This is a genomic window from Mesorhizobium sp. B2-1-3A (genome assembly GCF_006442655.1).
Lineage (GTDB): Bacteria > Pseudomonadota > Alphaproteobacteria > Rhizobiales > Rhizobiaceae > Mesorhizobium.
In genome coordinates this window covers 634,804-658,747 of the sequence record NZ_VFWK01000005.1, presented here as the reverse complement: position 1 = coordinate 658,747, position 23,944 = coordinate 634,804, and the positions used below count along the sequence as shown (strand labels likewise).

The window sequence follows — 23,944 nt, the reverse complement described above, 5'->3', positions numbered from 1 at the left end:
GAGGGATTTCGTGACGGGTTCAAGACTGAGAGAGAGGCTCTCGGCGGCCCGTCGCGGAGAAACATCGATGGCCAACGCCGTTCAGAAGATCACCCTGTCGCCTTCGCGCGATATTCCTTTCAACAAGCTGGTGCTCGCCCAAACCAATGTCAGACGTATCAAGGCTGGAGTCTCGATAGAGGAACTCGCGGAATCGATCGCCCGCCGCGGTCTGATCCAGAGCATTCATGTTCGTCCCGTGCTCGATGCTGGCGGCGAGGGAACAGGAATGTTCGAAGTCCCCGCCGGCGGACGCCGTTATCGCGCGCTCGAGATGCTTGTGAACCAGAAACGTCTCGCGAAAACCGCGTCCGTTCCCTGCGTCGTCAGCAATCCGTCGGGCCCGATCCTGGCGCAGGAGATCTCCCTCGCCGAGAACATCGAACACGCGCCGCTCCATCCCCTTGATCAATATCGCGCGTTCAAGGACATGCTGGATGGCGGCATGTCGGACGAGGAAATCGCAGCCGCGTTCTTCATCTCAACCAACGCAGTAAAACAGCGCCTCAAGCTGACTGCAGTGTCGCCGGCGCTTCTTGAGATTTACGCCGATGACGGCATGACGATCGCCCAGCTCGAAGCATTCTCCGTCAGCAACAACCACGCCCGACAGGAACTCGTCTGGGACGCGATCAAGAACAGCTGGTCGAAAGAGCCGTACCAAATCCGCCGCATGCTGACCGAGAACACCGTCCGCGCCTCCGACAAGCGGGCTGTCTTCGTCGGCCTGGAAGCCTATGAGACGGCAGGCGGCGACGTGCTGCGCGATCTGTTCCAGTCGGACGATGGCGGGTGGCTGCAGGACGTCCCGCTGCTTGAACGGCTGGTCACCGAAAAGCTGCAGATGATGGCCGACGAAATCGCCAATGAGGGCTGGAAGTGGATCGAAGTCGCCGTGAGTTTTCCCTATGGCGCGGCAAATGGCTTGCGCGAGCTCGACGGCACGCCGATCGATCTCACCAGCGACGAGCAAGCAACGCTCGATGCGCTCCGTGAGGAGTTCGACAAACTTCAGACGCAGTACGAGGAGGCCGACGAGTTGCCGGATGACGTCGACCAGCGATTTGGCGAGATCGAAACCGCGATCAAGTCGATCGAGGCGCGTCCCGTCCGCTTCGATCCCACGGAAATCGCGCGTGCGGGTGTCTTCGTCAGCATCGATATGGACGGGGCGCTTCTGGTCGAGCGCGGATTTGTTAGGGCGGAGGATGAAGCACCTACCACGCCCGAGGCCGGCACCGATCCCGGCGTCGACGGGTCCGACGTCCAAGCGACTGGCTCGGTTCAGCGGGCCGTCATCACCATCGGTGGCCAGCTGGCCGACCCTGATGAGGATGAGGAGGATGGCCACAAGCCTTTGCCGGATCGCCTGGTCATGGAACTGACCGCCGATCGCACACTGGCTCTGCGCGACAAGCTCGCAAACGATTCCGCAACCGCCTTTTTGGCTGTGCTTCATAAGTTTGTCCGCGACCTGTTCTCTCGCTACAGGGCGCAAGGCGTGGCGATGGAAGTCTTTGTCCGCGGCACGGTCTTTCCAGTCCAGTCCGAAGGGCTTCGCGACACGACCTATGCGCGCTCGATCCAGGCCCGCCACGAGGCCTGGGAAAAGCGTCTTCCAACTGACGTCGCCGACCTGTGGGACGCGCTCTCTGCACTGACAGGCACCGAGCAAGCTGAACTGTTCGCCCATTGCTCATCCTTTGGCGTCAACGCACTTTACGAAAGGGCTGATCGCTACGGCAACGGGGCCATCTCAACGCACGGCGTCCAGCAGCGGCTTGCCGATGCCAATCACCTTGCCCGGGCCGTGGGGCTCGACATGATTGACGCCGGATGGCGCCCCACTGTCGGCAACTACCTTGGCCGCGTCACCAAGGCGCGTATCCTCGAAGCCGTCCGGGAGGGTGCTGGCGAGGGCGCCTCACAGCTCATCAATCACCTGAAGAAGGGCGACATGGCCAAGGAAGCCGAACGCCTGCTGGCCGATAGCGGCTGGCTGCCCGAGCCTCTGCGGCTTGCCGACGGTGATCTCAAAGCAATCGACACCAACGCTGGCGACGAAGATGAAGCTCTGCCTGAATTCCTGGCAAGTGACAACGATGCCGTATTGGCCGACCAGGAAGAAAAACGGCTAGACGCTGCCGAGTAGCTGACTTCTTACCGCGCCGATCGCCCGGCTCTCGCAAGGGGGCCGGGTGTTTTTGCGTGCTGTGTTGAGAGTGAGTGTCCGGCCGGGACGGGTTGAGCCCGTGCGGTCAGAGAGAGCGCCGATGGGCTTTTCCGGTCTCGCTCTCCAGAGGATCTCCAATGAACTTCTTGTCTCCGACAGCGACCGCAGATGCGACCGTTTCCGCCGCTACGCATGTCGATCCAGCCACAGCAGTCTACGCAGCGGCCCGGCGCCTACTCCCCCACCTCGAATGCGGCCGCCGGGTCGATGCCACCGTTCTGCGGAGCGCGATGGAAGCCTCATTCGGGGCGTCCGACACAACCGGCGCCTGGGACTGGAAGACGGCCTATGATGCATGCGAGGCCGCGACCGTCCTCTTCCTTCGCAAATACGGCAGGTCGCTTCTGCGCAAGGCCGGTCCCACGGCGTCCGCCTTGCCGTTTTTCAGCCGGATTGCGGACCTTCTGCCCACGCATACCCGCCGCTCCGAGGAAGCCCAGGCGCTGCAGCAATTCTCGACTCCTATCCCGCTGGGCGTCGCAGCCGTCCGCGCGGCCGGCATATCGCCGGCTGACCGGGTGCTCGAACCTTCCGCCGGCACCGGGCTGCTTGCCATCCTTGCCGAGATCGCGGGTGGCTCACTTGTTCTGAACGAGTTGGCGGAGATGCGTGCGGGTCTCCTGTCCAATCTCTTCCCCTCCCTTACGGTCACGCGGTTCGACGCGGCCCAGATCGATGATCATCTCGACCCCGTCAGCTTGCCCACCGTCGTGCTTATGAATCCGCCTTTCTCGGTCCTCGCCAATGTGCGTGGTCACGTCGCAGATGCGGCTTATCGCCATGTCGCCTCAGCACTCGCCCGGCTTGCCGATGGGGGGCGGCTGGTCGCCATCACCGGTGCGAATTTCGGGCCGGAGATGCCGGCGTGGCGCGCTGCCTTCGTGCGCTTCCAGGAGCACGGTCGTGTCGTTTTCACAGCCAGGATCGGCGGCGCTGTCTACGCCAAACATGGCACGACGATGGAGACCCGGCTGACGGTGATCGATAAGGCGCCCGCTCGAGATGCCTCCGTCATCCCAGCTTCGCCCGGCTCTGCGCCGGATGCCGCCACGCTGCTTAGCTGGATCGAGAAGCACGTCCCGGCACGACTGCCGGTCGCCGAAGCGGTGAAGGTCGTCCCCGCCGCTACCGCTCCCCGCACGGCCCACGGTCATCTCGCCCGCCCTGTCGCAGGCCAAGATCACCGGCAGTTTCCCCAGCCCGTCGGCGTTGAACTGTCATACGAGACGGTCGATTGGACGCCCAGGGAGGGAGCAGGGCTGACCGACGCGATCTACGAGGACTATGGATTGCAGACGATCCGTATTCCCGGCTCACAGGCACACCCGACCAGGCTGGTCCAGTCCGCGGCAATGGCGTCGGTCGCGCCGCCAAAGCCCATTTATCGCCCGACCCTGCCCGGCGATATCCTGACGTCGCTCTCCGACGCCCAGCTCGAAACGGTGATCCTGGCCGGCGAGGCCCATTGCGCATTTCTCGCCGGATCGTGGTCGGTCGATCACACGCTCGATGTTGTCACCGCAGCACCCGATGACGCGCCGGCAGCCGTGCGCTTCCGGCGCGGCTTCTTCATCGGCGACGGAACCGGCGTCGGCAAAGGCCGGCAGTCGGCGAGCATCGTGCTCGACAACTGGCTGCAAGGCCGGCGCAAGGCCGTGTGGATTTCGAAGTCAGACAAGCTGCTCGAGGACGCGCAGCGCGACTGGGCCGCGCTCGGCATGGAGCGTCTGCTCGTCACGCCGCTTTCGCGCTTCGCGCAAGGGCGCGCCATCACGCTGCCAGAGGGCATCCTTTTTACAACCTATGCCACGCTACGCTCCGACGACCGAGGCGAGAAGGTTTCGCGCGTCAGGCAGATCGTCGAATGGTTGGGCCCGGATTTCGACGGAGTGCTCATATTCGACGAGGCGCACGCGATGCAGAATGCCGGCGGCGGCAAGGGAGAGCGTGGCGATGTCGCGCCCTCACAGCAAGGCCGGGCCGGTTTGCGCCTGCAGCATGCTCTGCCTGGCGCTCGTGTCGTCTATGTCTCGGCCACCGGCGCGACCACCGTCGCCAATCTGGCCTACGCTCAAAGGCTTGGCCTCTGGGGCGGCGAGGACTTCCCGTTCTCGACCCGCGCGGAGTTCGTCGAGGCAATCGAGGCGGGTGGCGTGGCGGCAATGGAGGTGCTGGCCCGGGACCTTCGTGCGCTCGGCCTCTATACGGCGCGCTCGCTCTCCTTCGACGGGGTCGAGTACGAGCTGGTCGAGCACGAACTGACGCTTGAACAACGGCGCATTTACGATGCTTATGCAGGCGCCTTTGCCGTCATTCACAACCATCTCGACGCAGCCATGCAGGCGGCCAACATCACCGGTAATAGCGGTACATTGAACCGTCAGGCCAAGTCCGCCGCGCGCTCGGTCTTCGAAAGCACCAAGCAGCGTTTCTTCGGCCACCTGCTGACGTCTATGAAGACGCCGACGCTGGTCCGCGCAATCGAGCAAGATCTGCAGTCCGGGCATTCGACCGTGATTCAGATCGTCTCCACCGGCGAGGCGCTGATGGAACGCAGGCTGGCCGAGGTGCCAACGCAGGAATGGAACGATGTCCGCGTCGACATCACGCCGCGCGAATATGTGCTGGATTACCTCGAGCATTCCTTTCCAGTGCAACTCTACGAACCGTTTACCGACTCGGAAGGGAACCTGTCGTCGAGGCCGGTGTTTCGCGACGGCCAACCCGTCGAAAGCCGCGAGGCGGTCGCTCGCCGCACGGGCCTGATCGAGAAGCTGGCGAGCTTGCCACCGGTTCCTGGCGCGCTCGACCAGATCGTCCAGCGCTTTGGCACCGACGTGGTCGCGGAGGTGACGGGCCGTTCGCGACGCATCGTCAGGAGGGGTGAGCGCCTGATGGTTGAGGGCCGCGCAGCCTCAGCCAATCTCGCCGAGACGCAGGCCTTCATGGATGACGTCAAGCGCATCCTGGTGTTCAGCGATGCAGGTGGTACAGGCCGCAGCTACCATGCGGAGCTTTCGGCAAGGAACACACGCCTGCGGGTCCACTATCTTCTCGAGCCTGGCTGGAAGGCCGATACCGCCATCCAAGGTCTTGGCCGCACGCACCGGACCAATCAGGCGCAGCCACCGCTGTTCCGGCCGATCGCCACCAACGTGAAAGCCGAAAAACGTTTCCTCTCCACGATTGCCCGGCGCCTGGATACACTGGGCGCGATCACGCGTGGCCAGCGCCAGACTGGCGGGCAGGGCCTGTTCCGGCCGGAGGATAATCTGGAATCGCATTATGCGCGCGATGCGCTGCGCCAACTCTATCTGTTTATCGTCCGCGGCAAGGTGGAGGGCTGTTCGCTCAAGCTGTTCGAGCAAACCACGGGGCTGACGCTGACCGACGAGAACGGCATCAGGGACGAGTTGCCGCCGATCACCACTTTCCTCAATCGCCTTTTGGCGCTCACCATCGAACTGCAGGACATCCTGTTCGCGGCTTTCGAGCAGCTGCTCACAGCCAAGGTGGAAGGCGCCATCGCGGCTGGGGTGTATGATCTTGGCCTCGAAACGCTGCAAGCCGAGAGCTTCGTCGTCACCGATCGGCGGGCGATCTACACCCATCCGGGCACAGGCGCCGAAACGCAGCTCCTCACCATCGATCAGCGTCAGCGCAACCGACCCGTGCGCGTCGAGGAAGCTGTCGCCCAACTCGACGACCAGCGCGCCATCCTGCTGGTCAACGAACGCTCAAGGCTTGCAGCCGTGCAGGTGCCCGCGCCATCGTTCATGCTCGATGATGGCGAAATCGAACGGCGGGTGCGGCTGATCCGGCCGATGGAACAGCACCATGCGTCCCTGCGCATGATGGAGGACAGTCATTGGCAGCAGGCTGATCGCGAGACCTTCACCGCCGCCTGGAGTGCCGAGGTCGCGGCCGTCCCGGCGTTCTCGGACTCGACCATCCACATTGTCGCGGGACTGCTGCTGCCGATCTGGAAGCGACTTCCAAACGAATCGAGCCGGGTCTATCGGCTCCAGACCGACGAGGGGGAGCGTATCATCGGACGCAGGGTTTCGGCCGCATGGGCCGCCGGCGCGCTCGCAACCGGCGTTAGCACCCTGACGGCGCAAGATGCCTTCAACGCCCTTGCGGACGGACGAACGATGCTCGACCTCGCAGGGGGACTTCATCTGCGCCGCGTGCGCGTCATGGGCGCCAATCGCATCGAGCTGTCGGGCTTCACCGATAGCATGCGCGAGCGGCTAACGGCCTACGGGCTTTTCCATGAGATCATATCCTGGAAGCTGCGCATGTTCGTGCCTGCGGACGCAAGCGGACCAGCGGTGCTTGGCAAGGTCATCGAGCGTCATCCGATAGAGCGCATCAGCGATAGGGAGGCCATCTGATGCCACCTCGCGATGCATCCGAACTGGCACGCCGTCTAGCCCAACGGGCGGAGGCGGTGTGCCGCCGCTATCTTTCCAACGGTCGCCGCGAGGGCCGCTACTGGCTGGTTGGCGACGCCCGCAATGCGCCGGGGCGCTCGACGTTTGTCCGTCTCACGGGATCGGATTCCGGCCAGGGCGCCGCCGGGAAATGGACTGACGCTGCCACCGGCGAGCACGGCGACCTGCTCGATGTCATCCGTGAATCGCTCGGCCTTGTCGACTTCAGGGACGTTTCCGACGAGGCTCGAAGCTTTCTGTCCATGCCCCATACCACGACCGAACCAAATGCTCGGTGGGGGCAAGCCATTCCCGCTGCCGGCGGCTCCGTCGAAGCGGCGCGGCGGCTGGTGTCCATATCGCAGCCGATCTCAGGGACGCTTGTGGAGACGTATCTGCGCGGACGTGCGATTACAGCCTTGCATGAAACCGGGAACCTTCGGTTTCATCCGCGCTGCTATTATCGGCCGGAGCACGGCCCGACCGAAGCACGACCCGCGATGATCGCGACGGTCACGGACCTCAAAGGCAAGCTCACCGGTGCGCACCGCACCTGGCTCGACCCAGGCGGATTCAGCAAGAGCCATCTCGGGCGCGCTCCGATCGACACGCCGAGACGAGCCATGGGCGACCTGCTCGGTCACGCCGTCCGCTTGGGCTGCTGCTACGACGTCATGGCCGCCGGGGAAGGTATCGAGACCATGCTGTCGCAACGCACGATCCTGCCGGCCATGCCAGCGATCGCAGCCTTGTCGGCGGCGCATCTGTCAGCAATCTTGTTCCCTGACACATTGCGACGGCTTTATATCGCCCGCGACAATGATCCGGCAGGCGATGGAGCCGTGGCAACCCTCATCGAACGCACCAGCGCTGCCGGTATCGAGGCGATGGTCCTGACGCCACGGCTGGGCGACTTCAACGAGGATCTGCGTCTGCTCGGCACGGATGCCCTGAAGGCGATCCTGCGGGTCCAGATCGCTCCGCAGGATGTCGAACGTTTCATGAAGCTGGCGGCCTGACCGGAAAGGGAAGGGAGCGGCGGCATTTGCGATGCGTATCTCGGTGCGCAGGAGGAGCTCCGCAGGGTGAGGGCCGGCCCACGGCCTTCCAGAGGGCGATCGGGCGACGGCCGATCCGGACAGGCAATGGCTGCGCCCGGCTATTTTCCGGCGGCCCTTGCCACCCCGTGCGGCAAGCCGCACGGGGACCCGTCTTCGGGCCTTTCCATCGCGAGGCAAAATAGCCGGGCTTCGCCATCCTCCACTGCCGTTCCGGCCCTGCGCTGACGCTGCGGGTGCAAGTCCGGATCGTCCATCGCCTTCGTCGTCATGAAGGCCGCGATGGGCGCGGCCGATCCGACGAAGGCAAGCCGCCATGAGCACCGAGCACGATATCGAATATGAACCGCAGCCCGCAACATCACCCATCGAACACGTCCTTCAGGAGCTTCAGCTCTACGGCTACCGTCCCTTCGACGACGAACCCGATCCGCGCCCGCTTCCGGAAGGCCGGGTCGTGGCAGCCAGCATCGCCGACATCTTCGACGCTCTTGTGGTGGCGATGGCCGACACACGCCTTGAGCCCGATCTTGAAGAGCTGCTGTGGGGTACGGTCAATCTGTTTCATCGCGCGACCAAGCGGATCGAACGCGAACTCGATGAAAACGAAGTTGGCCAGCGACGGCGGCAGCGCGAACAGGATGGATCAGAGGTCAAGTCGGTCGAGCTCGAGAACCTCATCGCCCAAGGTCAGACACTTCTTGAACGCCGCGGCGCCTTCGAGTTGATGCGCGACCAGGCCTCCGAACACTACGAGCGTCACACCCACTCGATCTGGCGGCCGCGTTCGGGCTCGGTCGTCAACCACCGCAACCTGACCGCGGCACTGATCGACAGCAGGGACTTCGTTGCCGCGAGGAAGCATGCAGACAGCCATGTGCTGTTGCCACCCGGGCCTAAAGTCGCCTTCACCGGCGGGCTCGATTTCAACGATCATCGGCTGATCTGGTCCAAGCTCGACCAGGTCCATGGCAAGCATCCGGATATGGTCCTGCTACATGGCGGATCACCAAAAGGTGCCGAATTGATCGCGGCCAAATGGGCTCACAGCCGAAAGGTGCCACAGATTGCCTTCAGGCCGGACTGGACCAGGCATGCCAAGGCCGCGCCCTTCAAACGCAACGACGCCATGCTCGACACCTTGCCGATTGGCGTCGTTTATTTCCCCGGCTCTGGCATTCAGGACAACCTCGCCGACAAGGCCCGCAAGCTCGGCATTCCGGTGATGAAGTTCGGCGCCCCGTGAAGCGGCCACCAGTCCACGCGCCTCAAATCGCTCGCTCCGATTTCTGTCGCTGACGGCGCGTTGATCGGACGAGCGCCTGCTGATGTGGCGTCGATGAAGGCAAGGCGACGGACCACCAGGTTCACATCGCATCTGGTCCTGCAATGGAGAACAGACAACCGATCGCCGCGTTTGTCGGCGCAATTCCTCGATCCGGTCCGAGGGCCTGATGCCATCAACCCATAAAGGGTCGGACTACGCAAAGCGTGCCGCCGTTTCGGCCTTGCCTTCACGGTGATTGCGGCCCTCGGCCGGACACATCGGGCGCCTGTCACGCGGGGATCGCTCCCCGCTTCCAAACAGGAGCCGGAAAAATGTCCCTCGTAGAAGCCAGCGCTTTCGCCTTCAGCCTCGCCACCAGCCTGATGGTCAGCATCGTCATCTTCCGCGCCGGCGACGGGACGCTCACGGTCGTGCCGGCGGACGAGTATGACGGAGACGCCTCCCAGATCGTCCGCGAGATTGATCCACACGCGCGCTGATCCGGAGAGCCATGTCGGCCGGGTTTATCCCGGCAGACATGGCTCCCTACAGTTCAAACCGCAACTGCCGTTGATCCGGCGGCGACGCGTCGCCCAGCGACGAGAGTGTTATACCCAAAAGGCGGATCCCTTTGCGTAGCGGAAATACCGACCTCAGGAGATCGGCTGCCAGCTCTTCGAAATCAGGAAGTTCGATCGGCGCCGCCACTGTACGACTGCGCGTGATCTGCTGGAAGTCCGTGAATTTCACCTTCAGCGTGACCGTCCGGCCCCGGATGCCCTTGCCTTCACAATATCCCCAAACCTTGGCGACCAGCGGCTTGAGTTCGGCGATTGATGCATCGAGATCGACGATGTCGGTTGTGAATGTATCCTCGGCGCCGATCGATTTGCGCGGCCGATCCGGTTCGACCGCGCGTTCATCGATGCCGCGTGCGATCTGATAGTACCAGAGGCCCGACTTTCCGAAATGCTGCTGCAGGAAGGGAAGCGACTTGCCCTTGAGATCGGCGCCGGTCTCGATGCCGAGCGCTTCCATCTTCGCGGCGGTCGCGGGGCCGACACCGTGAAATTTCTTGACGGGCAAAGTCTCCACGAAGGCCGGCCCATGACGTGGCGTTATGACGAACTGGCCGTTCGGCTTGTTCTGGTCGGACGCCATTTTGGCGAGAAATTTGTTGTAAGAGATGCCTGCGGACGCGGTGAGACCGGTCACCAGCAGGATCTTCGCCCTGATCATCTCGGCAATCGTTGTGGCAGACGCAATGTTGAGCCGGTTCTGCGTTACATCGAGGTATGCCTCGTCAAGCGAAAGCGGCTCGATGAGATCGGTGTGTTCGGCGAACACGTCGCGGATCTGGGCCGAGACCGCTCGGTAGACCTCGAAGCGCGGCGGCACGAAGATCAGTTCTGGGCATTTGCGCCTTGCCGTGACCGAAGGCATCGCGGAACGAACACCAAAGGCGCGGGCCTCGTAGCTGGCGGCCGCGACCACGCCGCGGGCGGCGGCTCCGCCGACGGCAAGCGGCTTGCCGCGGAGTTCTGGATTGTCGCGCTGTTCGACCGACGCGTAGAACGCATCCATATCGACATGGATAATCTTGCGCGGGTCGGCGCCGCGTTCAGGGACCATTTGCCTGCAATGTCATTTCGCCAGGGTCTAAGCTTCGTACCCGAGAGATCCTATAATCTTCAGATCGCAGATTCAGCCTGCGTGCGACCCTGGCGGAGACGCGAAACTGCAAAACTTGCTCTTGGAAGGGGGCGAAGAACCTCTTGCTCCGGATGCGTCATGTCGAGCCAAGCCGAGCGTTCGTCCCGACGCAGCACCGCCATCTGGCGATCATGATGGGGCGCAATGTCATCGTTGGCCTGGATTGTGAGGATTGCGTAGGCTTCCGGCCAATCGCGCGTGGCCGGCCGCCAGATACCGGCGAAATAGAACCAATCACCGTTTGCAAGGCGAAAGCTGTAGTTCTTTCCCTGGCTGCGGTGCCGGAATTCGGACGCTGGCACCAAACAGCGATGGCTCGGAAACGAACGGTCTTCTGCACGCACTACCGTGAAAGGGCGCCCGCCTGGTTCCTTAGGCTGAAGTCCCCACGGCAACTCAAGCATCTCAACATCGCCGCCATAGCGTCTTATGATGATGCGGCGTTCGTCGAGCGGTGCATCGGAATCGAAAGCTCTTGCGTTCATGGTCAAAAGAACATAACAGGAACAGGATTGCCGCGCAACGCCGAGAAACAGGTGACACATGTGCAATGATTACCGGCTGATGGTGGACGTTGCCTCGATCGTCGAGGACTTCGCCGATCTCAAGATCAAGATCCGCTTCAGCGAGGGCGCGCCGAATATCGAGGCGCGCGAGGATATCAAGATAACGGATATAGGGCCGATCATCCGCGCGGTCGGCGACGCGAGCGGCGAGGGTGATCTGGTCCAGCGCCGATGGAGCTGGCCCGGGCAAAAAGGTCCGGTCTACAACTTCCGCTCGGATGGTCGCGAGTTCGCCTCGAACCGCTGCCTGATCCTGGCCGATGGCTTTTACGAATTCACCAATCCGACGGAGAAGGGCAAAAAGCGAAAGGACAAGTGGCTCTTCACCAAGCGCGACGAGCGGATCTTCTGCATCGCCGGTATCTGGCGCGACACCACGGATGTCGGCGAAGCCTTCACGATGCTGACAATGGAGCCCGGTCCCGACATTGCGCCCTATCACGATCGGCAGATCGTCATCCTGGAGCGGAAGAATTGGGCTGCATGGCTCGACCCATCGGTCTCGGCCAAGTCTCTGATCCGGCCTTTGCCAGCAGGGACGCTTTCGGTCGAGCAGGTCGGCTGATCTGACTCAGCAGTCCCTCTTTGCTAGTTGATAGGAGCGGTGCGTCTTCGCGATTTTCACGAGATGCCCAAGGCGTTCTCCAGTTGCTGCTTGGTCATCTTTGACCGGCCCGCGATCTTCTGACGTTGCGCTCTTGCGTAGAGCTCATCATGCGTATGGCCATCCGGTCGATGGGCACGGGTGGCAGCTGATTTCTTTCCGCTGGACGTCGGCTTGCGGGCGTCCTTTCCGCCCATGGACTTCGAACTTTCGCGCTTGCCGAAGGCGCCGACATGCGACTTTCCTTCGCTCTCCTGTTGACCTGTCTTGCCTTTGGCTTCCTTGGCTTCCGTCCGATGAAGGTTCTTCTTGTTGCGACGATCGCTCTCATATTTGGAGTCGCCGGCCTCCTCGAGCGCGATGGCTATCGCTTGTTTTCTGCTTTTGACCGGTCCGCCTTTTCCGCCGGGGCCGCTTTTGAGTTCGCCATGTTTGAACTCATGCATGACACGTCCGGTAATGCGCTTCTGTCGGGCTGATTCCGCCATTTCGGCCTCCTGATCGGTGATCCGGGAAAACGAAAGTGTGAACCACCGGTTCCAACGCCATGGCGATCACGACGCTGCTTCAGCGAAAATCGCGCGTTTTGACCTTGATGTTGTCGATGTGGAGATCCGGAATGTAGATGTCGCGGGTTCGCAGTCCTTTGGGCGGCAGCTCGCGCGGATCGGGTGCGGAGCCGCCATTGGTCACCTCATCGCCATGCGCATACGGAACGGGAAATTTGCCCTCACGCTCGCCAACACTGGCCAATTCGGCGGATAAATCGAGGATGCGCCGCGCGACGAGATGAACTACCTCGCCCTCCCGCTGAATCCGGCCCCGCACCGCGACCATGCCCGCCGACAAAACGGTGCGCCGGTGCTGCTCGAACACCTTCGCCCAGACGACGAGGTTCGCGATACCAGTCTCGTCCTCGAGCGTGATGAACATCACGCCCTTGGCCGAGCCAGGACGCTGCCGGACGAGCACGATCCCTGCCGCTTCCAGCCATCGGCCGTCGCGCTCATCCATAGCCTCGGCGCAGGAGACGATGCGTCGGCGTCGAAGGTCCTCACGCAGGAAGGAGACTGGATGGCTGCGTAGCGTGAGGCCGATGTGGCGGTAGTCTTCCACGACCTCGCCGCCGGCGGTCATTGGCCGAAGTAACACCGCCGGTTCGTTGATCTCGGGCACCACCTCAGTCTCACGGGCCGACGCGGCCGCAAACAGCGGTAGCGGCTCGTCGCGCAGCGCCTTGATCGCCCATAGCGCCTCGCGTCGCGCGAGACCGTGTGCTGGCCGGAACGCGTCTGCCTCGGCGAGCTGAACGAGTGCGGCCTGCGGCACGCCGGCGCGCCGCCAGAGATCGTCGACGGAGGCGAAAGGCTGATCGGCGCGCGTTGCGACGATTGCGCTGGCATGCCCATTGGCGAGACCGCGCACCATGCGCAACCCGAGCCGAACGGCGAAGCGGCCATCATCGTCGACGGGCTCGAGTGTGCAGTCCCAACGCGAGGCATTGACGCAGGTCGGCCGGATCTCGATCCCATGCGCGGCCGCGTCGCGCACGATCTGCGCCGGCGCGTAGAAGCCCATCGGCTGGCTGTTCAGCAATGCCGCGCAAAACACGTCCGGGTGCCAGCATTTAAGCCAGGCCGAGGCATAGGCGATCAGCGCGAAGGACGCGGCATGGCTTTCGGGAAAACCATAGGAGCCGAAGCCTTCGAGTTGCTTGAAGGTCTGCTCGGCGAAGTCGCGCTCGTATCCATTGTCGACCATCCCCTCGATCAGCTTGGTCTTGAAGGACGAGACGCCGCCGGTGAATTTGAAGGTGGCCATCGATTTGCGAAGCATGTCCGCTTCGCCCGGCGTGAAGCCGGCGCATTCGATGGCGACCCGCATCGCCTGCTCCTGGAACAGCGGCACGCCCAACGTCTTGCCGAGCACCTTTTCGAGCTCCGGCTTCGGGTAGTGCACCGGCTCCAGCCCTTCGCGCCGGCGCAGATAGGGATGGACCATGTCGCCCTGGATCGGTCCGGGGCGCACGATCGCCACCTGCACCACCAGATCGTAAAAGGTCCTCGGCTTCAGCCGCGGCAGCATCGACATCTGCGCCCGACTCTCGATCTGGAAGGTGCCGAGCGTATCGGCCTTGCGGATCATGGCGTAGGTGCGCGGATCCTCGGCAGGGATGGTGGCCAGGTCGAGACGGATGTCCTTGGTGTCGGCGAGGAGATCGAGGCCCTTCTTCATGCAGGTCAGCATGCCGAGCGCCAGCACATCGACCTTCATGAATTTGAGCGCGTCGATATCGTCCTTGTCCCATTCGATCACCTGTCGGTCCTTCATGCTCGCCGGTTCGATCGGCACCAGGTCGTCGAGACGGTCATGGGTGAGCACGAAGCCGCCCGGATGCTGGCTGAGATGGCGCGGCGCGCCCATCAACTGACGGGCAAGGTTGAGCGTCAGCCGCAGGCGGCGATCGGCGAGGTTGAGATTGAGCTCCTCGACGTGATGATCCTCGACGCCTTCCTCGGACCAGCCCCAGACCTGGCCGGACAGCGTGCGGACGAGATCCTCGGGAAGGCCGAGCGCCTTGCCGACATCGCGCAGCGCGCCCTTGGTGCGGTAGCGCACGACTGTGGAGCACAAGGCAGCGTGGTCGCGGCCATAGGTGTCGAACACCCATTGCATGACGATCTCCCGCCGCTCGTGCTCGAAATCGACATCGATGTCGGGCGGCTCGCGGCGCTCTTCGGAGACGAAGCGCTCGAACAAAAGGTCGTTGCGGCCGGGATCGATCGAGGTGATGCCCAGCACATAGCAGACAGCCGAGTTGGCGGCCGACCCACGGCCCTGGCACAGGATGTCCTTCGAGCGCGCGAAGCGTACGATCGAATTCACAGTCAGGAAGTAGGGTGCATAATCGAGCTTCTCGATCAGCCGCAATTCGTGGCGCAGCGACGCTGCGACGCTATCGGGCAGACCCTCGGGGTAGCGCGTGGCAGCGCCCTGCCAGATCAGTTTTTCGAGCGCCTGCTGTGGTGTCAGCGACGGGTCGTCGCGCTCTTCCGGATATTGGTAGGCGAGTTCATCGAGGGAGAACCGGCAGCGGTCGGCGATTTCGATCGTGCGTGCGAGCGCCTCCGGATAGCGCGCGAAGAGCCGGTGCATCTCCGGAGGCGGCTTGAGATAGCGGTCGGCATGCCGTTCGCGGCGCTCGCCGAGCGCGTCGATGGTGACGTTGTGCCGGATTGCGGTGACGACGTCCTGCAGGATGCGACGGCCCGGCTCATGGAAGAGCACGTCGTTGGTCACGACGGTCGGCACATTCATCCGGAAGGCGAGGGCGGCCAGGTCATGGATGCGAAGCTGGTCGTTGGGGCGGCGCCTGAGCGTTAGCGCCATATAGGCCCGGTCGCCGAACGCCTCGCGCAGATGCCGCAGGCGTAGCGCCAGGATCTCGTCCGCCAGATCAGGTAGGAGCACAGCGAGGAGGCCGTCGCCGTAGGCAACGACGTCGCTCCAGTCGAGCCGGCATTTCGCCTTGCCGGCGCGGCCCTTGCCGAGCGACAGCAGCCGGCAGAGCCGGGAATAGGCGTCGCGGTCCGTCGGGTAGACCAGCAGTGACATGCCGTCGGTGAGGTCGAGCCGGCAGCCGACGATGAGGCGCACGCCGGTCGTCCTCGCTGCCTCATGGGCGCGGACGATGCCGGCGAGGCTGTTGCGATCGACGACGGCCAGCGCCTCGATGCCCATAAGCGCTGCCTGCGAAAACAGCTCCTCGGCTGACGACGCGCCGCGCAGGAAGGAGAAATGCGAGGTGACCTGCAATTCGGCATAGCGGACGTCGGTCATCCGAAGACCCCGTGCAGGAACCACCGGTGTGAGCCCGTCGCAGCATCTTCGCCGTCGCCGGCGCGGTAGAGCCAGTAGCGCTCGCCGGCATCGTCCTCGACCCGAAAATAATCGCGCACCGCCACAAGCTCGGCGTCGCGCTTCCACCATTCGCCGAAGACCCGCTCCGGACCGTCGGCGCGCTTCACGCGCCGGCGCACCCCACGCCAGGTGAAGGACACCGGCGGATGGTCGGGCAGCAGCGCCACCGTCTCGACCGGATCAGGCTGCGCCAGGAGGCGCGATGGCCGCGGCCAATGGCCGGGCCAGCCCGCGCCGGTGTCAGCGGCCATCGCCGCGATCTTGCCGACCGAACGCTCCGGCACGTCGCTGGCGACAGGCGCAAGCCGGTAGACAGCCCGCTCGCCGACGCGGTTCATCAGCGTATCAATGAGGTCGGACACGTCGGGCACGCTTTCCTCAATTAAGGAACTTACCACCTGACTGCGCTCCAAATGCTCAACCGATGTCGCCGCCAGGATCATCGTCTCGATGCCGAAACCGGGCGCGATGGTCTCGACCTTGTCGCAAAGCAGCCGCGTCAGCCGCTTGGCGTCGCGGACGGGCTTTGCCATGCCGACGCGGATGGCCTGGGCCTGGCTGTCGACGCGCTGGCAGATGAGGTCGATACGGCGCGCGCCGAGGCCGCGCCGCTCCATCAGTTCGCAGAGCTGGGCGGCGAGCTTGCCGATGTAGCGCGCAATTGTCTCGGCCGCGCCGATCGGCTCGGCGAAGGCGCGGCGGACTTCGAGGATATCGGGCGGGCGAACCGGGTCGATCGGCTCGGCGACGTTGCCCAGCGCCTGATCGATACAGCGGCCGATCTCCGGACCGAAGCGCAGGGCAAGCGGCGCGCGCGGCTGGTTCAGAAGATCGCCGATGCGTTGGAAGCCAAGCCGTCGCAGTTCGGCCGCCGTCTCAGGCGCGAGCCGCAGCGCCTCGAGCGCAAGCGGTTCGAGGATGGATTGGCCGTCGCCGGCCGGTGCGATGCGGATCGGCTGGCCACCATAGCGGGCCAGCGCATGCGCCGCGCCCCAGCTGTCGGCGATCGCCGCGCGCGCGACAATGCCTGACATCGCGAGCCGCCCGACCATGCCTTCCAGCATCGCGGCTTCCCCGCCATGGAGGTGGTCGGCGCCTGTCGTGTCGATGACCATCCCGTCGGGCGGATCGGGCGCCACAATCGGCGCAAATCGAAGCATCCAGACCGCCAGCCGATTGAGACCTTCGGCATCCGCCTGCGGGTCGGCGTCCTGGATGGTGAGGCCCGGCACCAGCACCTGCGCCTTTGTTACCGGCATGCCGGGCCGCAGGCCCGCGGCGAGTGCGGCCGCGTCGGCCGCAAGCACCACGCGCCTGTTCTTGTCGCGGCCGATCAGGATAAGCGGCGCCTCAGCCGGCGCCGCGGCGCCGCCGGCCTTCCGCCGCACCCGGTCGGTCGGCCAGGTCGGCAGGAACAGCGAGACGACCCGTGCCATCGCACGCCTCCAATTCGAAATCGGCACTTTCGCCCGCGCGGGCGCGGATCAATTCGACCAGCCATCGGTGCCGGCCGACGCCTGGCACGGGCAGCGGCGCCGAAGGCAGGACAGAGACGCGCCAGCGCGTCATCGCGGCCGTCGGCTGCCCGAAATCGGCCGCCTCCGTCTGCCGCCGCCATCGTCGCAGCGCGATGCCGACCGTGTGGGCTTCCTCGGCGGCGAGTTGCAGCCGCCGCGAGGCGGTCATCGTCAGGCGCGCAACTTCACCGACGACCGCGCCCAGCCCACCATGCCGGATGCCTTCTTCCATGCAAGCGAGGATGGTCTTGTCGTCGCCGGCCTCGACATAGATGACACGGTCCGACCCCAGGCCGGCCTGCGCCAGTGCTGGAGCGAAGAGGTCGGGCCGGGTGATGCACCACAACACCTTGCCTCTTGTGCGCGCCGCCACACCGCCTGCGAACAGGGCTGCGGCCGCGCCATCGATGGCGCCGTTGCCGCCGCCCGCGATTTCATGTAGCGCGCCGAGCGCCAGTCCGCCGCCCGGAAGCCGAGCATCCAGCTCGGCAATCCCGAAAGGAAGCACCGATCTGGCGCGTCGGCTCCGGCCTTCGATCTTTTCGATCTGCGCGCGCAGTGCGTCGATGGCGGGCTCCGGCCGCAAGATGGTCGTTGACCTCCGTGAAAGCGTATATATTCATGTTCTCTATTTGTTCTATCATTGTAAGATGGGAGTCAAGGGGTATGGGCGACCGTGCGCGGCGCCGCTTGCTTATTGCGCCGCTCCATGCGGATGACGCCGTGGCTGATCGAATGTAGGTTGAGATCGTCATGTTCAGCAGTAAGATCATCCAGTAGAAGCACGGTGGCGTTGTTCAGAAGGAAGAAGCTCTTCAATGCCAAGACCTGCCGCCGGTAGCGCAACGACCCTTGGGACAACAATCGAATTTCCGAAAGCGAGTCGAACACCACCCGATCTGGTTTGATACGCTCGATTTCGGCAAGCGCGGACTGCACCGTCTCACCCAATTCCGCTCCTTGGATCAGGAACTGGAGACCAAGGGTTGTTTTACCTGAACCGGGCCTGCCCTCGACGAGATGTGAGCGGAATTTTGCGTACCCGCCCCGCAGGACAGCGTCATCCTGGTGCGCGTGGCCTCGCTCATGCATTTCTTGAACAGCCTGACGGATGGCGATTTCAATGGTTCCGCTTCGCACGGCAAACGAGGCCGTGTTTCAAGCTCTGTCCAAAGCAGTTTTGCGCCGATTACCGGGCGCGGATGGAATCGTACTCATCGGAACAAGCCTTTGACCCCGCGAGGCAGCAGCCGCGGGATACGTTCGGTTACAAGAACCGAGTTTCAATCTTCCACTGCCTGCCTGAGTTTTATCAGACTTCGGCGTAACCATGTTCGCATCGTGTTGAGCGGTACGTTGTATCGCGCCGCCAGTACTGCATAAGATTCGCCATCGAAATATGCACTTCGAACGGCTTCCGCTTTTTCTTTGGGCAGATGGTCGATGCATCGATGAACCAGCCTGACACAATCGCAGGCAAGGATATGTGCCTCCGGCCACGGAGAGGGATCGGCTACATCTCGCGCCCGGTCGATCTCCAGAGACGGCGGGCGGCGCGATCGGATGCGATCTATTGCCTGGTTGCGCGCAATCGCAATCAGCCATGAAATAGGGCTCACCTCCGATACTGCGAAGCGGTCGGCCTTTGCCCAGACCTTTAAAAACACCTCTTGCAGCGCTTCCTCGGCGTCCGCTCGGTCGCCAAGAATATGCAGACATACGCCGAACAGCTTGCTGCTGGTATGCCGGTAAAGGAGGTCGAAGGCAGCCCGGTCCTGTTTGCTTGTTCTCAAGATCAGTTTGGTTATGCCATCGCGCGTCATTGGACTTGACCTGTCAAGCTTGACTGCTGGCGACCCGTGATAGACTTGGCTCATCCTATAGACCCGCTTTCGGCCCGCTCGTCATCGAGCGCTAATCTGCATGTGCGCGTTCTGGGAAATACGTCTGTCGGTTCGAAATGGATCACTTCGACGGATTAAATGTTGCGATCCCAAACAGGCCTAACGCACCTCAGTGATCCAAACGATCGTCTGGAGCGTAATGAAGAAGGAGAAACAGCGGCTCAGCCTTGCTAGCCGGAGCAAGCTTGCGCATCTATTAGAGAGCGATGGAAGAATTCGACCCAGCCCGGCTGATCAATCGTGTCGGGACGACACAGGATCGGGATGCGTTTGTGGAGTTGTTCGAACACTACGCGCCGCGGGTGAAAGCCATGTTGATTAGGCGTGGCGCAAGCCCTGATCGCGCCGACGATCTCGCGCAAGAAACCCTGGTCAGGCTTTGGCGAAAGGCCGCACAATATGATCCGTCGCGGGCTTCCGCCTCGGCGTGGGTCTATGCGATTGCCCGCAACGTCAGCGTCGATGCGGTGCGCCGCGACGGTCGCGTGGCACCATGGGCCGGAGACGAAGGCGTGGACCTTGATGAGCCTGAGCGTCAATTGCTCTCGGCAGAGCGCGAGGCGTTGGTTAGATCGACAATGGTGTCTCTACCGGCAGAGCAGTTGCGCGTTATCCGAATGTACTTCTTCGACGGCCTTCCCCATTCGCAGATCGCGGATCTGCTGGGGCTACCGCTCGGGACAGTCAAGTCGCGGATCAGGCTGGCCTTGCAGCGGCTGAAAGAGAGACTTGGTGATTTGATATGAATCCAATTACCCACCACCCGACTGAAGAAACGCTTGCAGCCTTCGCTTCCGGCACGCTTGACGAAGGGCGCAGCGTTGTCGTTGCAGTGCACGCCTCCTTATGTCCTGCCTGCAACGGCAAGACTCGTCGGTATGAGGCGATAGGGGGCGTGCTTCTTGATCAGACATCGCCGGCGGCGATGAAGCCTGATGCCCTGCAAAAGGTTTTGGGATTGATCGATACGAATTTGCCTGCGCCCATCGCGACGCCGGAAGAACCGCTCGATCGCTATCAGCTTGGAAAATGGCGATGGGTCTGGCCGGGCGTGAGGCAACGGTCGATATCCGTACCCGTGGTCTCGAATATCAAGGTCTTCATGCTGAAAGCTGAACCGGGGATTCAACTGCCACATCATAAACACACAGGTTATGAGTGGACATGCGTGCTGGAAGGGGCATTCGAGCATCAGTTCGGCCGCTACGGCCCCGGCGACTTCGACGAGGCCGACGAGACCCTCGAACACAAGCCAACGATATGCCAAGGCGCTACGTGTGTCTGCATCGTCGCGCTACAGGGGAATATCAAGTTTCAAAGCGGCTGGGGGCGGATGATACAGCCGCTTCTTCGGCTGTAATCGGGAACGCTCTAACCGCCACGAGTATATTTATAGGCCTCCAACGCGCGTTCTCTTGCCGCCGCATGATCGATCAAGGGCGAGGGGTAGTTTTCTCCTAGGGTAACTCCGCATTCTGCAAGCAGCGAGGCAGGGGCTTCAAACGGCCGGTGCACATACCGGTTCGGCAGGCGGGTCAATTCCGGCACGTAGCGCCTGACATAGGCGCCCTCAGGATCGAACTTTTCGCCTTGAAGGATCGGGTTGAAGATACGGAAATACGGAGCAGCGTCAGCACCCGAGCCAGCTACCCACTGCCAGCTGGCTGCATTGTTCGCGGGATCGGCGTCGACCAGCGTGCCCCAGAACCACTCTTCGCCATCGCGCCAGTCGACGAGAAGGTCCTTGATCAGGAAGGACGCGGTGATCATGCGCACTCGATTGTGCATCCATCCAGTCTGCCAGAGTTCCCGCATTCCCGCATCCACGATCGGATAGCCTGTTCGGCCACGCTGCCAGGCCTTAAGAGCCGATGGCGCGCTTCGCCAATTAAGTGAGTCGAACTCGGGGCGGAAATTTTCAAGGTGCAGTTTTGGCCTATTGAAAAGCAGATGGTAGGAAAACTCGCGCCAGCTTATTTCCTTGCGGAAGGTCTCTGCGCCCTTAGCGCGCCGATGCCGCAACGCCGCCATGATCTGAAATGGCGAAATCTCGCCGTGTGCGAGATGTGGTGACAGACCGGAAGTGCCTTCAACACCTGGAACGTTGCGGTCATCAGCATAACTGTCCAGACGATCCTCGAGAAATAGTTGCAGCCTGTCTTTTGCGCCCGCTTCGCCAGGGTGCCAGCGTTCCGCAAGGCCAGAAGACCAGTTTGGCTCTTTTGGCAGGAGATTGAAGTCATCAAGATTCTCTGAACGCAAGGTTCCCTTCCACGCCGTGATCTGTGACGGCATATCAACCGGATCTCTCGGATCTATTTCCGAAAGCCGGTTGTAGAAGGGTGTGAACACTTTGTAGAAGTCACCGGACCGCGTTGAAAGCTGCGACGGCTCATGCAGAAGAAATCCGTCAAAGCTTTCTGCCTTCAATCCATTTGCGCGCAATGTCGACTTCAAAATCGTGTCCGCGGCGATGTCTGGCGGAGAATAGCGCCGGTTCCAGAACACAGCGTCAGCGCCAGTAGCCCTGACTGTCTCAGCGACAATCTCAGGTGTCGAACCTTGGCGCAGCACCAGGTTCGCGCCGAGCTTTTCGAGCGCATTTGAAAGCGCCAAGAGCGAGTGATGAAGCCACCACCGGCTGGCTGCCCCTGCCGGGCGCGTATCTTGCAGGCCTTCGTCAAAAATGAAAAGCGTTACGAGGGGTCTGCCCGCCTCGACTGCGGACGAAAGTGCCCGATTGTCCGAAATTCGTAGGTCGTTGCGGAACAGAACGATGATGGGATCAGGTCTCACTCGCGTCAGTCTCTCTTGTGCGGCGTGGCGATATTGGTTTATCGCCCCATCTTCTTACGCATGATGGACGATTACGCTCGAGCAGCTGGATCGGATCACTGCAATCAAGCGTCTATCCGCGTTCTGCCTTCGTAGCGCCAAATGCTCATGAACGAATCCGGGTACATCATAGTTTAATGACGGCCTGTAGCGACGCTGCCATAACGATGAAGCCCGCGACCCTGTTTGGGCATCGCTGGTTGGGAGTGACTATCGCACTCTCCCCTCTTTGGAGGCGTCTGATGCATAACCGACACGTGCGCTCTTACTGCGAAGCATTTTATCCCAACGACCTCGACACACTAAAAGCTGTTTTTGACTGCTTGTGTGCTGAATTTCATGTGCTTCCCGACACCTCCCATGCGCACGAAATCGCTGGGGAACTCATTAGGCTTTTCCAGACCGGCATGGCTGATGAAGACATGTTGAAAATTGCGATGCGAGCCCGCTGGAATAATGACTGCAAGGTAGCTGGTTAGGACTTTTGGCCGCTATCTCTGTCACAATCTAGCGGCGGTACGGATGTTGGGCGCAACATACGGACACTTTGGCATCAGGTCGCCGTATATCCGCTTTCGCGTCGTCCACCTTTGTAGCGACGGTCGGCAGTCGGTCCGAATTCATCTCAGAATGTGAGGAATTGCGATCCCGTAACGAACAATCCCAGTATATGCGCGATTGTCGCGAAGACTTGGAGCAGGAGGATGCCAACGAGCCTGGAGCGGAACGGCTCCTTGCGCGTCTTGTGCCGGATCGTTTGCTGAGTGATCAAAGTCCGATGCTACACCCGATGAAGGCGAGGTGCAGAAGCGTCGACTCGGGAATGCGTTGCGACCTGTTCTCGGCGCTAGCCTGTCGATCACCATGGCGGCGTATGCCAGAAAGTTCACAGCCACAACGTAGCCGACGACCGCGATTGCGAACTCCCCCGCATGTGATGCTCATCTTCCGACCAGCATAACCGAAGCCCGTCAAATCAAAACGAATGACAGCAGGTCCATTCCAAAAGGGTTGTTTGAAGCCTCATTCGATCGTGACCGAAGGTCGGCTTTCGCCGACAAGGCCCAAAAGCCGACCGTCCGTTCTCGGCCCCAAATGAGACATTCGGAGTACTCCGCCGCGCACTGCTGCCACCGGGTGGGCGGAAGCTTTCATTCGGGTCACGCCAGGAGGTGAACGCCGGACATCTCGTCTACTAATGCGCTTCAAGTCTCTGGATAGCCAGTGCTGCCGTCGCCTCCGTTCTTCAATTCGCGGAGCGCACCAACGACCTCTCGAACGGGCTGATCTGGCCGAAGGACGGCTGAAGCCTCGACCGCCTATGCCGCAATGGCGCGTCGCGCGTTTCTTCCCCTGCAAGCCCATTCCTCGCGGAATCAAGAAACGCGCGTCTGCGCCATCCTTCGCTTCGCTGCGGTCGCGAGCGATGCGGCGGCGGTCGCCTACGGCCTCTCGCTCGCCATCGAGATCGCATGGTGCGGGCTCGGAAACGAAGAAGACGGAGACTGAAAATGGCTACCATCGGCACTTTCAAGAAGACCACCGCAAACGAGTTCACCGGCGAGATCGTCACCCTCAGCGTCCAGGCCAAAGGCGTGCGCATCGTCCCCGACGCCCGGGCCAGCGGCGAGAACGCTCCAAGCCACCGCGTGGTGGTCGGCAAGGCCGAAATCGGCGCCGCCTGGTCCAAGCGCTCCACCGAGGGCCGCGACTATCTCGGGCTCAAGCTCGACGATCCGAGCTTTACCGCTCCGATCTACGCCAACCTCTTCGCCGATGAGGAAGGCGAGGGCCACAGTCTCATCTGGTCCCGCCCCAGCCGCCGCAACGGCGAGTGAATCGCCAGACGCC

At 62.4% G+C, this 23,944-nt stretch carries 17 protein-coding genes and 2 pseudogenes; 10 read left to right on the top strand and 9 right to left on the bottom strand.

Annotation, left to right across the window (positions count from 1 at the left end; all coding sequences use genetic code 11):
- The first annotated feature begins 67 nt into the window (after window positions 1-67).
- The 5 genes and pseudogenes from FJ977_RS23480 (at window position 68) to FJ977_RS35950 (ending at window position 9,533) form a co-directional block, all read left to right on the top strand.
- On the top strand, window positions 68-2,191 hold the full coding sequence (locus FJ977_RS23480; RefSeq protein ID WP_140774541.1) for a ParB/RepB/Spo0J family partition protein: 2,124 nt from the start codon (window positions 68-70) through the stop codon (window positions 2,189-2,191).
- Between the two features lie 158 nt (window positions 2,192-2,349).
- Window positions 2,350-6,669 (top strand): strawberry notch-like NTP hydrolase domain-containing protein, encoded by a 4,320-nt coding sequence (locus FJ977_RS23475; protein WP_181180041.1) that lies wholly within the window; start codon window positions 2,350-2,352, stop codon window positions 6,667-6,669.
- Entirely contained in the window at window positions 6,669-7,727 is a 1,059-nt protein-coding gene (locus FJ977_RS23470) for a toprim domain-containing protein (RefSeq protein WP_140774539.1), read from the top strand. The genes FJ977_RS23475 and FJ977_RS23470 overlap by 1 nt, the downstream gene beginning before the upstream one ends.
- Before the next feature lie 309 nt (window positions 7,728-8,036).
- Window positions 8,037-9,012 (top strand): annotated as a pseudogene (locus FJ977_RS23465) (DUF2493 domain-containing protein).
- Between the two features lie 353 nt (window positions 9,013-9,365).
- On the top strand, window positions 9,366-9,533 hold the full coding sequence (locus FJ977_RS35950) for a hypothetical protein (RefSeq protein ID WP_181180040.1): 168 nt from the start codon (window positions 9,366-9,368) through the stop codon (window positions 9,531-9,533).
- Between the two features lie 46 nt (window positions 9,534-9,579).
- Here the strand turns inward: FJ977_RS35950 and dinB are convergent, their stop codons facing one another.
- Together dinB and FJ977_RS23455 are read right to left on the bottom strand one after the other, a co-directional pair.
- Complete coding sequence (dinB, locus tag FJ977_RS23460) at window positions 9,580-10,665, bottom strand: DNA polymerase IV (protein WP_140774537.1); 1,086 nt, start codon at window positions 10,663-10,665, stop codon at window positions 9,580-9,582.
- Window positions 10,666-10,724: 59 nt separating this feature from the next.
- Window positions 10,725-11,231 carry an SOS response-associated peptidase gene (locus tag FJ977_RS23455; RefSeq protein WP_140774536.1) on the bottom strand — a complete coding sequence of 169 codons (507 nt, stop codon included), beginning with the start codon at window positions 11,229-11,231 and terminating at the stop codon, window positions 10,725-10,727.
- Between the two features lie 58 nt (window positions 11,232-11,289).
- Between FJ977_RS23455 and FJ977_RS23450 the strand changes: the two genes are divergently transcribed.
- A complete protein-coding gene (locus FJ977_RS23450) occupies window positions 11,290-11,877 on the top strand; it encodes an SOS response-associated peptidase (protein WP_140774535.1) in 588 nt (195 codons plus the stop codon).
- Between the two features lie 56 nt (window positions 11,878-11,933).
- On the opposite strand, the gene FJ977_RS23445 is transcribed toward FJ977_RS23450, so the two are convergent.
- From FJ977_RS23445 to FJ977_RS23420, 6 genes and pseudogenes are all read right to left on the bottom strand, one after another.
- Window positions 11,934-12,404 (bottom strand): DUF6496 domain-containing protein, encoded by a 471-nt coding sequence (locus FJ977_RS23445; RefSeq protein WP_140774534.1) that lies wholly within the window; start codon window positions 12,402-12,404, stop codon window positions 11,934-11,936.
- Window positions 12,405-12,483: 79 nt separating this feature from the next.
- On the bottom strand, window positions 12,484-15,756 hold the full coding sequence (locus FJ977_RS23440; protein ID WP_140774533.1) for an error-prone DNA polymerase: 3,273 nt from the start codon (window positions 15,754-15,756) through the stop codon (window positions 12,484-12,486).
- Window positions 15,753-17,273 carry a DUF6504 family protein gene (locus FJ977_RS23435; protein ID WP_140774532.1) on the bottom strand — a complete coding sequence of 507 codons (1,521 nt, stop codon included), beginning with the start codon at window positions 17,271-17,273 and terminating at the stop codon, window positions 15,753-15,755. Before FJ977_RS23435 ends, FJ977_RS23440 begins: the two co-directional genes overlap by 4 nt.
- Window positions 17,188-17,940: a damage-inducible protein gene (locus FJ977_RS23430; protein ID WP_140774531.1), complete on the bottom strand. Its 753-nt coding sequence runs from the start codon at window positions 17,938-17,940 to the stop codon at window positions 17,188-17,190. The genes FJ977_RS23435 and FJ977_RS23430 overlap by 86 nt, the downstream gene beginning before the upstream one ends.
- Window positions 17,941-18,056: 116 nt before the next feature.
- Window positions 18,057-18,446 (bottom strand): annotated as a pseudogene (locus FJ977_RS23425) (ATPase domain-containing protein); the annotation flags it as partial.
- A gap of 191 nt (window positions 18,447-18,637) precedes the next feature.
- Window positions 18,638-19,177, bottom strand: a complete 540-nt coding sequence (locus tag FJ977_RS23420) for a sigma-70 family RNA polymerase sigma factor (RefSeq protein WP_140774530.1) — start codon at window positions 19,175-19,177, stop codon at window positions 18,638-18,640.
- Window positions 19,178-19,464: 287 nt separating this feature from the next.
- Here FJ977_RS23420 and FJ977_RS23415 point away from each other — a divergent pair, with 287 nt between their 5' ends.
- Complete coding sequence (locus tag FJ977_RS23415) at window positions 19,465-20,004, top strand: sigma-70 family RNA polymerase sigma factor (RefSeq protein ID WP_140774529.1); 540 nt, start codon at window positions 19,465-19,467, stop codon at window positions 20,002-20,004.
- A complete protein-coding gene (locus FJ977_RS23410) occupies window positions 20,001-20,618 on the top strand; it encodes a ChrR family anti-sigma-E factor (protein ID WP_140774528.1) in 618 nt (205 codons plus the stop codon). The genes FJ977_RS23415 and FJ977_RS23410 overlap by 4 nt, the downstream gene beginning before the upstream one ends.
- A gap of 11 nt (window positions 20,619-20,629) precedes the next feature.
- Here FJ977_RS23410 and FJ977_RS23405 read toward each other — a convergent pair whose 3' ends face one another.
- On the bottom strand, window positions 20,630-22,054 hold the full coding sequence (locus FJ977_RS23405) for a deoxyribodipyrimidine photo-lyase (RefSeq protein WP_246683290.1): 1,425 nt from the start codon (window positions 22,052-22,054) through the stop codon (window positions 20,630-20,632).
- Between the two features lie 281 nt (window positions 22,055-22,335).
- Here FJ977_RS23405 and FJ977_RS23400 point away from each other — a divergent pair, with 281 nt between their 5' ends.
- The gene (locus tag FJ977_RS23400; RefSeq protein WP_140774526.1) at window positions 22,336-22,572 is read left to right on the top strand and encodes a hypothetical protein; all 237 of its coding nucleotides are present in this window, start codon (window positions 22,336-22,338) and stop codon (window positions 22,570-22,572) included.
- A 1,032-nt stretch (window positions 22,573-23,604) separates the two neighbouring features.
- Window positions 23,605-23,931 (top strand): DUF736 domain-containing protein, encoded by a 327-nt coding sequence (locus FJ977_RS23395; protein ID WP_181180039.1) that lies wholly within the window; start codon window positions 23,605-23,607, stop codon window positions 23,929-23,931.
- The last annotated feature ends 13 nt before the right edge of the window (window positions 23,932-23,944 follow it).